The following is a 12319-nucleotide window of genomic DNA, read 5'->3' as shown; positions in this document are numbered from 1 at the left end:
TTGCTGCTAACCTGCTTTATTTTAGAGAGAATCGATAGCCAGAGCCACGAACGGTTTGGATCAGTCTATCATGGCCAGCCAGAGAAATAGCCTTACGCAAGCGGCGAATATGTACATCGACCGTCCGATCTTCCACATACACATTAGTGCCCCAAACATGATCGAGCAACTGTTCACGGCTATAAACCCGTTCTGGATGGGTCATGAAGAAATGCAATAAACGGAACTCAGTTGGCCCCATATCCAGCGCATCGTCTTTGGCACTGACACGATGTGACACCGGATCCAGCCGCAGGCCTTGCACTTCAATGACATCGTCCAGACTGGTCGGCGATACCCGGCGGATCACTGCTTTAATACGCGCCATCAGCTCTTTTGGCGAGAATGGCTTGGTGACATAATCATCGGCGCCAACTTCAAGGCCTTTGACTTTGTCTTCTTCCTCACCACGCGCAGTAATCATGATAATCGGAATTTGCCGGGTCAGTTCATGCTGTTTCATTTTTTTAGCAATTTGGATACCACTGCCTCCTGGCAGCATCCAATCGAGCAACACCAAATCCGGGTATGGCTCTATCAACAACGCCAGCGCCTGCTCAACATCTTCTGCCGTGCTGGTTTGATAACCATTTTGCTCCAGTACAAAACACAACATATCCCGAATAGGAGCTTCATCTTCTACCACTAGTACTCTTCGCGACATACTCTTTCCCATCTGCTAAGTTCCTGAGTACACTAATTATCCACTAGTATTATGACAGATTTATGAAAAAAACCGAGCACGTTAAGAATTACCTCCTTCTACCAACACTTAATTAACACTAAGGTGTGTTGATCTTCAGGCGAAAAAAACCCTCCACAAGGGAGGGTTAAAATCCAGGGTTACAACAGGACGAACTTAGAAATTGTAAATCATGCCTAATGACAGACCTGAAGAGTTCTCACCAGCGATTGCAGGTAAGCGAGTATCACGACCACCGCTGGCAATGGTAAAGGCGGCCGCATCATCATTTGACGTTAAACCGTAAGCTAAATACATGGTCAAAGCCCGACCGAAGCTGCGATCAACACCGACGACAAACATATTGGCACCACTATCAGCCAGATCATTGTCGCCAGCTTGATAGAACTGACCACGGAAGGTGTAATCTTCCATTTTGTAGCTAGCACCTACACCCCACACATTGCGGTCGCCACCGACCAGGTTGCTGGCATTTTGATACAATGCGGACACTTTCAGTTGCTTGCTGACATCATAGCTAACACCAAGACGCAGTGCATTTGGGTCATCACCAGCAGCATTTTCATAGGTTTCATAGGCAATGGCTGCATACAAGCCATTGGCATTGTAAGTAAATGAAGTGCTGAACGACTCGTTGTCATTGTCAACCGTTGCATCATTGGCATTATGCGGTGTGTACTGGAAATCAAAGGTAAAACCACTCATCGCCGGGCTACGGTAATGAATGCCATTACGGTAACGGTTATCAAAGCTCATGCCCGGGCCACTGGTGATGTTACGCGCATCACCGATGCGATCACCAAACATATCGGTACGGCTACGGACTGCTTTTAATGGGGTATCAAAAAAGCCAACCCGTGCCAGACCAAAGTCACCACGTAGACCAAGGAATGAGTCACGCGTTGAAAAGTTACCACCACTTTGGTCGTAACGAATGTTTTGTTCCAGTTGCATCACTACTTCTAGCCCTTCTGTCACTTGTGTATTGGCGGCAAAGCGCAAGCGGCTGGAGTTACTGGAGACATTCAAACCGCTGTCTTCACCATCATTCAGGTGATCCACTGATAAATGGGCACGGCCAGAAACTTTTACATTGATATCATTGGCCATTGCCGGTACCGCCAGGGTGGAAGTTAAAGCAGCAGCAATCAGGCTTATACGCATGGTTTTCATTCGAACTCTCCAGAAATTATTGTAATGGATGTACTTGTTTGGTGGGCTTATTATCAACGCCAAAGATGACAGAAAAATGTCTTTACCATGACATTTAAATGACAAAAGGGCCGAATGGCCCTTTTGTTGTATCTAATTGATTAAATTTACTTTTTACCTTTATCAACCACAGCTTCAACTTCTTCCTCAGTCAAATGACTGACATTTTTACCTTTGGCAATAAAGATGCTGAACTCACAAATATTCTGTGCATGATCACCAATCCGCTCCAGCGCCCGAGCCACCCAAATCAGATGCAAACCTCTGGTAATTTGTCGGGTATCTTCCAGCATGTAGGTTAAATTATGACGCAAAATACGGCCATAATCGTTATCGACTAACTTGTCCTGTTTCAACACCGCCAGCGCCAGCGCTGCATCCATTTCTTTAAATGCTTTCAACGATTGCTGCAACATATGCAGTACTTTATCGCCCATCATCTCAATATCTTCAAGCTGAGCATCTGTCGGCCGTTGACAATCTTCTTCCAGTAATTGCTTAGCAATATGCTCGGCCTGATCGCCTACCCGCTCAACATCATTGATGCTTTTCAGCACGCCCATGATCAAACGCAAATCCCGCGCAGCGGGTTGGCGTCTGGCAATAATTTCCAGACAATGCTCTTCAATACTGATTTCGTAGGTGTTTACTTTACGATCGGTCTGAATAACTTGTTGCGCCAGCTCGCGATCACCTTTAATAAAAGCTTTGATGGCATCGCGCAGTTGCTGCTCAACCAATGCGCCCATCGTCAGTAAACGATCGACCGCTTCGTTCAGTTCCGAATCGTACGATTGGGAGTAATGGCCAGTAATTTTATTCATGCTACGATTTCCTTATTAAAATCATCAGATGGCTTCGGCTTAACCATAACGGCCGGTAATGTAATCTTCGGTACGCTTGTGCTTAGGATTGGTGAACACTTCGTTCGTCGCACCCACCTCAACCAACTCACCTAAGTGGAAGAAAGCAGTACGATCCGATACACGGGCGGCTTGCTGCATGTTGTGCGTCACCATGACGATCGTAAAATTAGCTTTCAACTCATCGATCAACTCTTCAATAATAGAAGTAGCAATAGGGTCAAGCGCCGAACAGGGCTCATCCATCAGAATGACTTCCGGGCTAACGGCAATGGTGCGAGCAATACACAGCCGCTGTTGTTGGCCACCAGATAACCCTGTGCCAGGTTGGTCTAAACGATCTTTCACTTCGTTCCACAACCCTGCTTTTTGCAGACTGGATTCTACGATGTCATCCAGATCCGATTTCTTACTGGCCAAGCCATGTAATTTGGGTCCATAAGCAATATTGTCATAAATGGATTTCGGGAACGGGTTAGGCTTCTGAAACACCATACCAACCTGAGCACGCAGTTGAACGACATCCAATGAAGGGTCGTACATATTCTGACCGTCCAGCTCAATCGTGCCCGTCACCCGACAGATATCGATGGTGTCGTTCATGCGGTTCAGACAACGAAGGAAGGTTGATTTACCACAGCCTGATGGACCGATAAACGCCAGCACCTCATTTTTTACCACATCCATATCGATGCCTTTGATCGCTTGATCATTGCCATAATAGACTTTGACATCACGGGCTTTCATTTTCAGTTCGGTTTGCTGGTTCATACTATGGCCTGTTTCTGTTATCGATTGAACTTGTTGGATTCTATCCTGATGATCACGTGTCATGACTACCACCGTTGTTCAAATTTTTTCCGTAGCCAGATGGCGATACCATTCAAGCTAATCATCATCGTCAGTAGCACAATAATCGCTGCTGACGTCCGGGCTTCGAAGAAGTTACGTAACTCATTTCCTTGCCATAAGAAAATCTGTACTGGCAGTGCTGTCGACTGTTCAAATGGTGAGGTTGGCACAGTAGCAACAAAAGATTTCATGCCGATGAGCAGCAATGGTGCAGCTTCCCCGAGTGCTTGAGCAACACCAAGAATCGATGCGGTTAAAATTCCAGGAAATGCCAGAGGCAACACATGATGAAAAATGGTTTGCATCTTCGACGCCCCAAGGCCAAGCGCAGCTTGCCGAATGGAGGGTGGGATCGCCTTTAAAGTGGAGCGTGTGGCAATAATCACGGTGGGCAATGTCATTAATGACAACACCAAACCACCAACCATAGGAGCCGAAATCGGCAGATTAAACCAACCAATAAATACAGCGGCACCAAGTAAACCAAAGACGATGGAAGGCACAGCTGCTAAGTTGTTGATGTTAACTTCAACTAAGTCGGTGATCTTGTTCTTTGGAGCAAACTCTTCCAAATAAATAGCGGCGGCAACACCCATTGGCACTGCCAGAAACATCACTATCAGCATCATGAATAGTGAACCCATAAATGCACCAGCCAAGCCAGCAGACGCCAGTGAGCTGCGTGAATCCGGGTTCATAAACAAGGCAAAACTAAAGCGATTTTTAATGATACCACTTGCGTATAAATCATCGGCCCACTTCTGTACTACAGGAGACAGTTGCTGTTGATGGTCTGGCAGGCTGCGGTCGATATTGCCCTTTAACCAAACATCAATATTCGCATCAGTAAGCAAATTAAGTCGTTTGGTTTGCCCAATAATTGAAGGGTCATCCTTAACCATGTCACGTAACGCAAAACGCTCACCAGATGTAACCACCCTCAGGATTTGCCGTCGGTGTTGGTCTGCATCTGGCAACACTTGCATCAAAGAATCTGAAATAAGGCGATTAAAGTTAATCATGCCCAACTCGCCCTGCCAAGCCAAAAAGCGCTCACGAAACTCATTACTGCTCTCATCAGCACGCTGCACAGGTTTTTCACTGATTTGAATAATGGCTGGGTCAAAATAAATATCCAAAGTAATACTTGTTTGCCAGAATGCTGGCAGACCTTTGGAAAAAATATTGATAAACAGCATAGCCACCAGCGCCAGACTAATCATGACTGCTGTTAAGCCGGTGAATTTAAATAACCGTTCTTGCCGGTGTCGCCGGGAAAGCGACGCCTGCACTTTTTGTTGCACAGCGCTTTTTAACATCGGCTGCGATGTGGTATCTGTTTGGTTGCTCATAGCGTTACTCATACTGTTCACGGTATTTACGAACAATCACCAATGCCACTACGTTCAGCAGCAGGGTAATTACGAATAATGTCAAGCCAAGGGCGAAAGCTACCAACGACTGTGGACTGGAGAAATCATTGTCTCCGGTCAACTGATTGACAATTGTCACCGTCATGGTCGACACCGCTTCAAAGGGGTTGGCGGTCAAGGATGGGCTGTTGCCGGCCGCTAGTACCACAATCATGGTCTCACCAATAGCGCGGCTGGCAGCCAGCAAAATAGCCCCGACAATACCGGGCAAAGCGGCTGGTAACACCACCTTGCGAATGGTTTCCGACTTGGTAGCACCAAGGCCTAAAGATCCATCTCGCAATGATTTAGGTACTTGAGTAATGATGTCGTCCGACAGTGATGAGATAAATGGAATGATCATAATCCCCATTACCACGCCGGCGGTAAGTGCCGAGGTTGCCCTGATATCAAGACCGAAAAAATCACCTAAGTCAGATAAGAATGGACCCACTGTCACCAAAGCAAAAAAACCATAAACTATGGTTGGTATACCTGCCAATACCTCAATGATAGGCTTAGCCGTAGCACGCAGCTTAGGCGAAGCATATTCAGATAAATATATCGCAGCCAACAACCCCAGAGGAATAGCCACCACCATGGCAATTGCTGCAATTAAAAACGTTCCTGCCAGTAACGGCAGCATACCAAAGCTACCCTGACTGCCCGTCAATGAACCTTCGGCTACACCTGACGTTGAAAACCGTGGATTCCAGGTTGTGCCAAAAAAGAAGTCCATTGGACTGACAAAAGAAAAGAACCGCAACGATTCGCCTACCATTGACAACACAATGCCAATCGTCGTCAAAATAGCCACTGTAGAGCAAAGCACCAACGCAGCTTTAACCACTTTTTCAATCTGGTTACGGGCACGCTGTAAAGGGCTGATACGGCGATAACCATACAGCAAGCCAGCGGCTGAGACTGCAGCCATTAACGCCAGCATCAGACCACTGCTTAATTGCCTGGTCTCTGCCAGAAAAGCAGCCGCTTGCAGCTCCCAATCGGCAGCTTCGCTGACCACACCAAAATTACTGGCTAAATTACCAATACGCCGCAGTGCAACCCGCAATTCCTGGTTATCTGAGGTGATTGATTCAGGCAACTGAGCTATCAGCAACTGATCAATGGCCCAGGGCGAGCCCCAGCTCCACAGTAAAAAAATGAAGAAGGCCGGTAGTACAGCCCAAAGACCAACCAACACACCGTAATGATGCGGTCGTGAGTGCATGCGTTGGGCAGGATTTTGTCCGGCAACCTGTCGGGTTCGAACCAGACCTAACTGATAGGCAATGGCTAAAAGTGCCAACAACACTATCATCAGGGTGAGATTACTCATGAGAGCTCCATTTAACAGCTTCCAGTTCCAGCTGGCGCCAGTATAAAAGAGAAAGATGACAGTAATATGACAAAAGCCACCTGCAACCAGGTGGCTTTTAAACGAGGGAGTACAAACTCCCTGGCAAAGGTTTTATTACAGCGCTGTGCGGTTACGAATAGTTTGCAGTACTTTTGCACGCTCACTGTCTGACAATGGAATCAAGCCTGCCTCTTCCAGTGGGCTACCAAAACCAGCATTGCCTTCAGAAACGAAGAACTCTGCAAATTCCTGCAAGCCTGGGATCACACCAATATGTTCACCTTTCACGTAGAAGAACAATGGGCGTGAAACCGGGTAAGTACCCTCGATGATGTTATCGATAGTTGGTACCACACCAGATACCGTCGCTACCTTGATACGGTCACGGTTTGATTCGTAAAAGCTCAGACCAAACACACCAATTGCATCACGCTGCGCTTGTAACCGAGCAAGCGTTTCAGTGTAGTCACCAGCGATTTCAATCATCCGACCGTCAGTACGCATTGCCAAACAGAAGTTATTGCGCTCTGAGCGCTCCATTGCCTGAACTTCGGGGAAGGTGTTACAACCGGCCAGAATTACGTTTTCTTCATACACTTCACGGGTACCATGGTTCGAACCCGGGATAGCCAGAACGATTTCCTGGTTTGGCAAAGAACTATCAATTTGATTCCAGCGAGTGAATGGGTTGGCAACCATCTGGCCATTCTGTGGTACCTGAGCAGCCTGTGCCATAAACACGTGCTCTGGCTTCAGATGAAAATCGCCAGCATCTACACGAGAAGCAAACACGATACCATCGTAACCAATTTGCACTTCGATCACCTGGTTGACACCATTTTGCTTGCAGTTAGCCAGCTCATTTGGGCGAATTGGACGAGAAGAGTTAGCAACATCAATAGTGTTGGCTCCTACACCCTGACAGAACTGACGCAAACCACCGCCAGAACCACCTGAACCAACGACTGGGGTTCTGAACTGAGCGAAGTTATTACCAAACTCTTCTGCCGCAACTGAAGAGAATGGCAGTACCGTGGAAGAGCCAGCTACCTGGATGGTATCGCGGGCCGCTTGCACATTAAAAGCTAAGGTTAATGTAGCTGCTGTTAAGGCGAGCTTGGTCAGTTGGTTCAATTTCATTGTTATGTCCTCATCGGTCATTAAGTTGTCAGTCAACGGTGCTTAGTGTGCAGGCGATTTATGTCAGCAATATGACAATAAACTTTTTTTCACGCTTTAAATTGTTGCCAGCCTGTAGCTAGTTGTTCTGCTTGCAGATTCAGGTCTGTACTGGCCGTAGCAGCATCTGCTGCTGCAGCAGATAACTGAGCTATTTCATGATTTAAATGATGAATATTTTCAGCTGTACTGGCGGCTACCTGCTGTTGCTCATCGGTGGCAGCAAAAATTTGTTGTGTTACGTCGGTCATACTGCCAATAGCAAGCCGAATATCTTCAAAATGCTGCTCACTGTGCTTAGCCAGAGTGACACTTTGCTCTGTCTGTGACTTAGCAGCGGCCATGGCATCTACTGCCGTGCTGGCTTGCTGCTGCAATTGCTCAATCATACCGCGAATCGATTCGGTTGCTTCGTGGGTGTTCCCTGACAAAGTACGTACTTCATCTGCTACCACCGAAAACCCCCGGCCAGCTTCGCCGGCACGGGCGGCTTCAATCGCTGCATTTAATGCCAGTAAATTGGTCTGCTCAGAAATTTTCCGGATCACTTCCAACACATTAGAAATCTGATTTGAGTCCTGCTGCAGCTTCAAAACAACATCAGCGCCTAACGTGACCTGCTCATCCAATTGCTGGATGGTCTGCATACTGCGTTGAACCACTTCCTGGCCAGTATCGCTTAATCTGGCAGCATCATTTGCTTGGTCGGCACCATGTTGAGCATGCGCTGCCACCTGGCGGATAGCTGTACTCATTTGCTCTACCGCTGTTGCCAGCAATTCAGCCTGACTGGCCTGTGTCTGCGTGCTGGTACGAATATGATCACTGCTATTTTTCACCTGCATTGCCTGCTCATTTAATGCCACGGAGCCAGTCGACAGGCCCTGGATTAATTGCTGCATATGGCTCAGCATCGTATTGACCGCTCTGGCCGCATCGGACACTTCATCCTGCCCCTGAACGTTGGCGCGCAGACGCAAATCAGACTCTGCAGCCACCTGATTTAATAAATTCCTTAGCTGTTCCAGTGGTTGCCGAATAGTGCGCTGTGTCAGCCAGATAAATAGCGAAATGGCGAGCAACAATGTGGTTCCCCCCAGCAGATAAATCCAACTCAGATACCAGGTTAAACGTTCTGCCTGATCCCGTACTTCAGCTGCTGTGGCAATCTGCTGCTGTACAAACGCATCCACTGCCGCACCAAAATGATTGATGGTTTGATCAATCTCATTATTGACCGTTGATTCATTGAGGATGCGCACTAACAACGCATCGGTACCTGCAAAGCTTATCCATTCCTGATAGGTTGCCTGTGCAGTCGCAAACGATTGATCAAGCTCAGAATAATCCAGCACATCCGATTCAGGACGCATGGCCGAAAACTGTTGCCAGTGAGTCTCAGCCTGATTCAGATAGTTTTCGACCTGCTGCTGGGTTGCTTCTGCTGAGGCCCAGCCTGTCCGGTACTGCCGAATAGGCGCTAGTGCGGTTTGCTGCAACAACTGCTGAGCAGCCATGACGTCTGCCAACACAGCAAGGTGTTCATCGTACAACTGATGAAAATAACGATCTTTAGTATCAGCGACCCAGAATGAAGCCAACAACACCAGCAAAAAGAAGAAAAGAGGGATCCCCCCTAACAGCAACACTCTTGTACGGATTTTGAGCCTGGACAACATGGGCATTCTCATTTGGCAGCTTTGGGACGGCTCTATTTTATCGATCAAAAATGACTTTTTTATGACAACCAGCCAGTTCAGCTGTCATCAAACTGTCATTTGACATTCGAAATTTCATATATATGATTCAGTGGATATCTTTAATAAGGATGCGTTTATGAGTCAGCTTGCCAGTATTATTTTTATCTGTACGGAAAACTCAGCCCGCTCACAATTGGCAGAAGCTTTTTTTCGTGCTCAGGCCGGTGATCGGTTTCAGGTATTTAGTGCTGGCACTCAGCCAGGTAACATTGACCCCCGCGTGTTTACCACCTTAGAAGCCCGTGATATTTCAACTGAGGGGCTTCGTAGCAAGTCATTATCAGAATTTGCTGATCAGCAGTTTGATTACGCAGTGTTGCTTTGTGACAAAGCCCGTCAGGAGTGTGTGCATCAATTGAAAGCGAAAGAAATTCTCAGTTGGGACTTCGAAGATCCGAAGCCAAAGAAAGGCCAGAAGCCTTTTGATATTGTGCTGAATGAGTTGTCTGAACGTATTAAATTCTTCCTGTTATTTCAGGAAAACCCTTCTGCCTGAGGATGTTTCATGCAAGCATTGCAATTGTTTAAGGCGCTGTCGGACGACACCCGCCTGCGTATTATTCTTTTAATCCTGCAAGAACAAGAACTGTGCGTCTGCGAACTGACCTGCGCTCTTGGCTTATCGCAACCAAAAATTTCAAGGCATCTGGCGCTGCTTCGCCAGATGGAACTATTAACCGACCGCCGCCAGGGCCAGTGGGTGTATTATCGTTTGTCTGAAACGCTACCAGACTGGGTAACACAAGTACTTCATACCACCTTACAACAACAGGATTACCTGCACCCAACCCTGCAACGACTTAATGAAATGGGTTCACGACCAGAGCGAACAAGCCAATGCTGTTAATGCTTGACCACCAGGGAACGACCAATGGGCACCTTTGAACGTTATCTTTCAGTGTGGGTTGGTCTCTGTATCCTTGCAGGCGTGCTGCTGGGTAATCTGGTTCCGTCGATGTTTGCTGGCATTGCCAGCCTTGAAATTGCCAATGTGAATCTGGTCGTTGGTGTCTTTATCTGGGTGATGATTTACCCGATGATGGTGCAAATCGACTTTGCTTCCATCAAAGATGTCGGCAAAAAGCCCAAAGGACTGGTGCTGACGCTGGTGATGAACTGGCTGATCAAACCCTTTACCATGGCGGCACTCGGTTGGTTGTTTTTCAAGGTGTTTTTTGCAGGCTGGGTCGACCCTCAATCAGCCAATGAATATATTGCTGGCATGATTTTACTAGGTGTGGCGCCTTGTACCGCCATGGTCTTTGTCTGGAGCCAACTGACCAAAGGCGATGCCAATTACACACTAGTACAAGTGTCGGTCAACGACATCATTATGATCTTTGCCTTTGCGCCACTGGCCGCTTTGCTGCTTGGTGTCAGTGATATTCATGTGCCCTGGCAAACCTTGCTGCTATCGGTCGGCTTGTATGTGGTCTTGCCGTTAGTGGCTGGTGTACTAACCCGGCGCCGCATAGAGCACACAGGAAATACACAGCAGCTGCAGCACCTTTTAGCTCGATTAAAGCCCTGGTCGATGATTGGCCTGCTGGCCACCGTCGCACTGCTGTTTGGTTTTCAGGCGCAGACCATACTTAGCCAACCGATGATCATTGGCCTGATTGCCATACCGCTGTTGATACAGACCTATGGTATTTTTGCCATCGCTTATGGAGCCGCCAAGTGGCTGAAGCTACCGCACAATGTAGCCGCACCGGCCTGCATGATCAGCACCTCCAATTTTTTTGAACTGGCCGTCGCCGTGGCCATCTCATTGTTTGGGCTGCACTCAGGTGCAGCACTGGCTACGGTGGTGGGCGTATTGGTTGAAGTGCCGGTAATGTTATCACTGGTGTATTTTGCCAATAGAACCCGACACTGGTTTCCCAAAGCTGAATCTTCCACCGAATCTAAGGAATCATCATGACCATCAAAGTAGGTATTAACGGTTTTGGCCGCATTGGCCGCCTGGCACTGCGCGCGGCTTTCGACTGGCCGGAGTTTGAGTTTATCCGTATTAACGATCCGGCGGCAGATGCCGCCACGTACGCCCATCTGCTGAACTTCGATTCTGTACACGGCATCTGGCACCACAATGCCACCGCCGAGGGAGAAACCATGTTGATCAATGGCCAGCGGATAGCCGTCAGTAACAATAAAGCCATCAGCGATACCGATTGGTCCGGTTGTGACTTGGTGATTGAAGCCTCGGGTAAAATGAAAACCGTTGCTGCGCTGCAGGCTTATCTGGACCAGGGCGTCAAACGTGTGGTCGTCAGTGCGCCCGTAAAAGAGGCCGGGGTGCTGAATGTGGTGATGGGCGTCAATCATCAACTGTACGACAAAAGCAAGCACCCTATTGTCACGGCCGCTTCGTGCACCACCAACTGTTTAGCGCCTGTGGTCAAAGTAATTCACCAATCGTTGGGCATTAAGCACGGTTCTATCACCACCATTCATGATTTAACCAATACCCAAAGCATCATGGATACGCCGCACAAAGATCTACGCCGCGCCCGCGCCTGTGGCACTAGCTTAATTCCAACTACCACGGGTTCAGCCACTGCCATTATCGAAATTTTCCCCGAATTAAAAGGTCGCTTAAACGGCCATGCAGTTCGGGTGCCACTAACCAATGCCTCGTTAACCGATTGCGCATTTGAGGTAGAGCGGGCGACCAGTGTTGAAGAAGTCAATCAGTTGCTAAAAGACGCAGCTGAGGGCGAGTTGAAAGATATTCTGGGCTATGAAGAACGACCACTGGTGTCGATTGATTATAAAACCGACCCCCGCTCCAGCATTATTGATGCCTTATCCACCATGGTCATCAATGGTACTCAGGTGAAGCTCTATGCGTGGTATGACAACGAATGGGGCTATGCCAACCGCACCGTTGAGCTGGCTAAAATGGTTGGTTTGCAGGATCAGGCAGGCTAACTATC

General features: G+C 47.9%; 12 protein-coding genes. 4 read left to right on the top strand and 8 right to left on the bottom strand.

Translation table 11 applies throughout. The features are described 5' to 3' along the window. Positions 1 to 16: 16 nt before the first annotated feature. The 8 genes from phoB to Q3O60_RS04470 form a co-directional block, all read right to left on the bottom strand. A complete protein-coding gene (phoB, locus tag Q3O60_RS04505; RefSeq protein WP_305892719.1) occupies positions 17 to 703 on the bottom strand; it encodes a phosphate regulon transcriptional regulator PhoB in 687 nt (228 codons plus the stop codon). A 195-nt stretch (positions 704 to 898) separates the two neighbouring features. Next, on the bottom strand, positions 899 to 1915 hold the full coding sequence (locus tag Q3O60_RS04500) for a porin (protein WP_305892718.1): 1017 nt from the start codon (positions 1913 to 1915) through the stop codon (positions 899 to 901). Between the two features lie 146 nt (positions 1916 to 2061). Further along, the gene (phoU, locus tag Q3O60_RS04495; protein WP_305892717.1) at positions 2062 to 2778 is read right to left on the bottom strand and encodes a phosphate signaling complex protein PhoU; all 717 of its coding nucleotides are present in this window, start codon (positions 2776 to 2778) and stop codon (positions 2062 to 2064) included. A 39-nt stretch (positions 2779 to 2817) separates the two neighbouring features. Beyond that, positions 2818 to 3588: a phosphate ABC transporter ATP-binding protein PstB gene (pstB, locus tag Q3O60_RS04490; protein ID WP_305892825.1), complete on the bottom strand. Its 771-nt coding sequence runs from the start codon at positions 3586 to 3588 to the stop codon at positions 2818 to 2820. Positions 3589 to 3653: 65 nt separating this feature from the next. Beyond that, positions 3654 to 5021 carry a phosphate ABC transporter permease PstA gene (pstA, locus tag Q3O60_RS04485; RefSeq protein WP_305892716.1) on the bottom strand — a complete coding sequence of 456 codons (1368 nt, stop codon included), beginning with the start codon at positions 5019 to 5021 and terminating at the stop codon, positions 3654 to 3656. Positions 5022 to 5025: 4 nt separating this feature from the next. Continuing rightward, positions 5026 to 6420, bottom strand: coding sequence for a phosphate ABC transporter permease subunit PstC (pstC, locus tag Q3O60_RS04480; protein WP_305892715.1), 1395 nt, complete (start codon positions 6418 to 6420; stop codon positions 5026 to 5028). Between the two features lie 135 nt (positions 6421 to 6555). Continuing rightward, entirely contained in the window at positions 6556 to 7581 is a 1026-nt protein-coding gene (locus tag Q3O60_RS04475) for a substrate-binding domain-containing protein (RefSeq protein WP_305892714.1), read from the bottom strand. A gap of 89 nt (positions 7582 to 7670) precedes the next feature. After that, on the bottom strand, positions 7671 to 9299 hold the full coding sequence (locus Q3O60_RS04470) for a methyl-accepting chemotaxis protein (protein ID WP_305892713.1): 1629 nt from the start codon (positions 9297 to 9299) through the stop codon (positions 7671 to 7673). Positions 9300 to 9456: 157 nt separating this feature from the next. On the opposite strand from Q3O60_RS04470, the gene Q3O60_RS04465 reads away from it, so the two are divergent. Genes Q3O60_RS04465 through Q3O60_RS04450 form a run of 4 tightly spaced genes read left to right on the top strand, consistent with a single transcriptional unit; the run spans position 9457 to position 12314 of the window. After that, positions 9457 to 9876 carry an arsenate reductase ArsC gene (locus Q3O60_RS04465; protein ID WP_305892712.1) on the top strand — a complete coding sequence of 140 codons (420 nt, stop codon included), beginning with the start codon at positions 9457 to 9459 and terminating at the stop codon, positions 9874 to 9876. Positions 9877 to 9885: 9 nt separating this feature from the next. Continuing rightward, the gene (locus Q3O60_RS04460) at positions 9886 to 10227 is read left to right on the top strand and encodes a metalloregulator ArsR/SmtB family transcription factor (protein WP_305892711.1); all 342 of its coding nucleotides are present in this window, start codon (positions 9886 to 9888) and stop codon (positions 10225 to 10227) included. A gap of 24 nt (positions 10228 to 10251) precedes the next feature. Next, positions 10252 to 11304 carry an ACR3 family arsenite efflux transporter gene (gene arsB, locus Q3O60_RS04455; RefSeq protein ID WP_305892710.1) on the top strand — a complete coding sequence of 351 codons (1053 nt, stop codon included), beginning with the start codon at positions 10252 to 10254 and terminating at the stop codon, positions 11302 to 11304. Beyond that, positions 11301 to 12314: an ArsJ-associated glyceraldehyde-3-phosphate dehydrogenase gene (locus tag Q3O60_RS04450; RefSeq protein ID WP_305892709.1), complete on the top strand. Its 1014-nt coding sequence runs from the start codon at positions 11301 to 11303 to the stop codon at positions 12312 to 12314. The genes arsB and Q3O60_RS04450 overlap by 4 nt, the downstream gene beginning before the upstream one ends. The last annotated feature ends 5 nt before the right edge of the window (positions 12315 to 12319 follow it).

Origin of the sequence: Alkalimonas collagenimarina (assembly GCF_030717845.1) — a bacterium.
Lineage (GTDB): Bacteria > Pseudomonadota > Gammaproteobacteria > Enterobacterales > Alteromonadaceae > Alkalimonas > Alkalimonas collagenimarina.
The sequence above is the reverse complement of the archived record's forward strand: the minus strand, read 5'-3'. Positions and strand labels throughout refer to the sequence as shown.

What these genes read in the sequence shown, in the direction of transcription:
- pstA (WP_305892716.1), bottom strand. Translation starts at nt 5,021, where the DNA reads ATGAGCAACCAAACAGATACCACATCGCAGCCGATGTTAAAAAGCGCT.
- Q3O60_RS04475 (WP_305892714.1), bottom strand. Translation starts at nt 7,581, where the DNA reads ATGAAATTGAACCAACTGACCAAGCTCGCCTTAACAGCAGCTACATTA.
- Q3O60_RS04465 (WP_305892712.1), top strand. Translation starts at nt 9,457, where the DNA reads ATGAGTCAGCTTGCCAGTATTATTTTTATCTGTACGGAAAACTCAGCC.
- Q3O60_RS04460 (WP_305892711.1), top strand. Translation starts at nt 9,886, where the DNA reads ATGCAAGCATTGCAATTGTTTAAGGCGCTGTCGGACGACACCCGCCTG.
- phoU (WP_305892717.1), bottom strand. Translation starts at nt 2,778, where the DNA reads ATGAATAAAATTACTGGCCATTACTCCCAATCGTACGATTCGGAACTG.
- phoB (WP_305892719.1), bottom strand. Translation starts at nt 703, where the DNA reads ATGTCGCGAAGAGTACTAGTGGTAGAAGATGAAGCTCCTATTCGGGAT.
- pstC (WP_305892715.1), bottom strand. Translation starts at nt 6,420, where the DNA reads ATGAGTAATCTCACCCTGATGATAGTGTTGTTGGCACTTTTAGCCATT.
- Q3O60_RS04500 (WP_305892718.1), bottom strand. Translation starts at nt 1,915, where the DNA reads ATGAAAACCATGCGTATAAGCCTGATTGCTGCTGCTTTAACTTCCACC.
- arsB (WP_305892710.1), top strand. Translation starts at nt 10,252, where the DNA reads ATGGGCACCTTTGAACGTTATCTTTCAGTGTGGGTTGGTCTCTGTATC.
- Q3O60_RS04450 (WP_305892709.1), top strand. Translation starts at nt 11,301, where the DNA reads ATGACCATCAAAGTAGGTATTAACGGTTTTGGCCGCATTGGCCGCCTG.
- Q3O60_RS04470 (WP_305892713.1), bottom strand. Translation starts at nt 9,299, where the DNA reads ATGTTGTCCAGGCTCAAAATCCGTACAAGAGTGTTGCTGTTAGGGGGG.
- pstB (WP_305892825.1), bottom strand. Translation starts at nt 3,588, where the DNA reads ATGAACCAGCAAACCGAACTGAAAATGAAAGCCCGTGATGTCAAAGTC.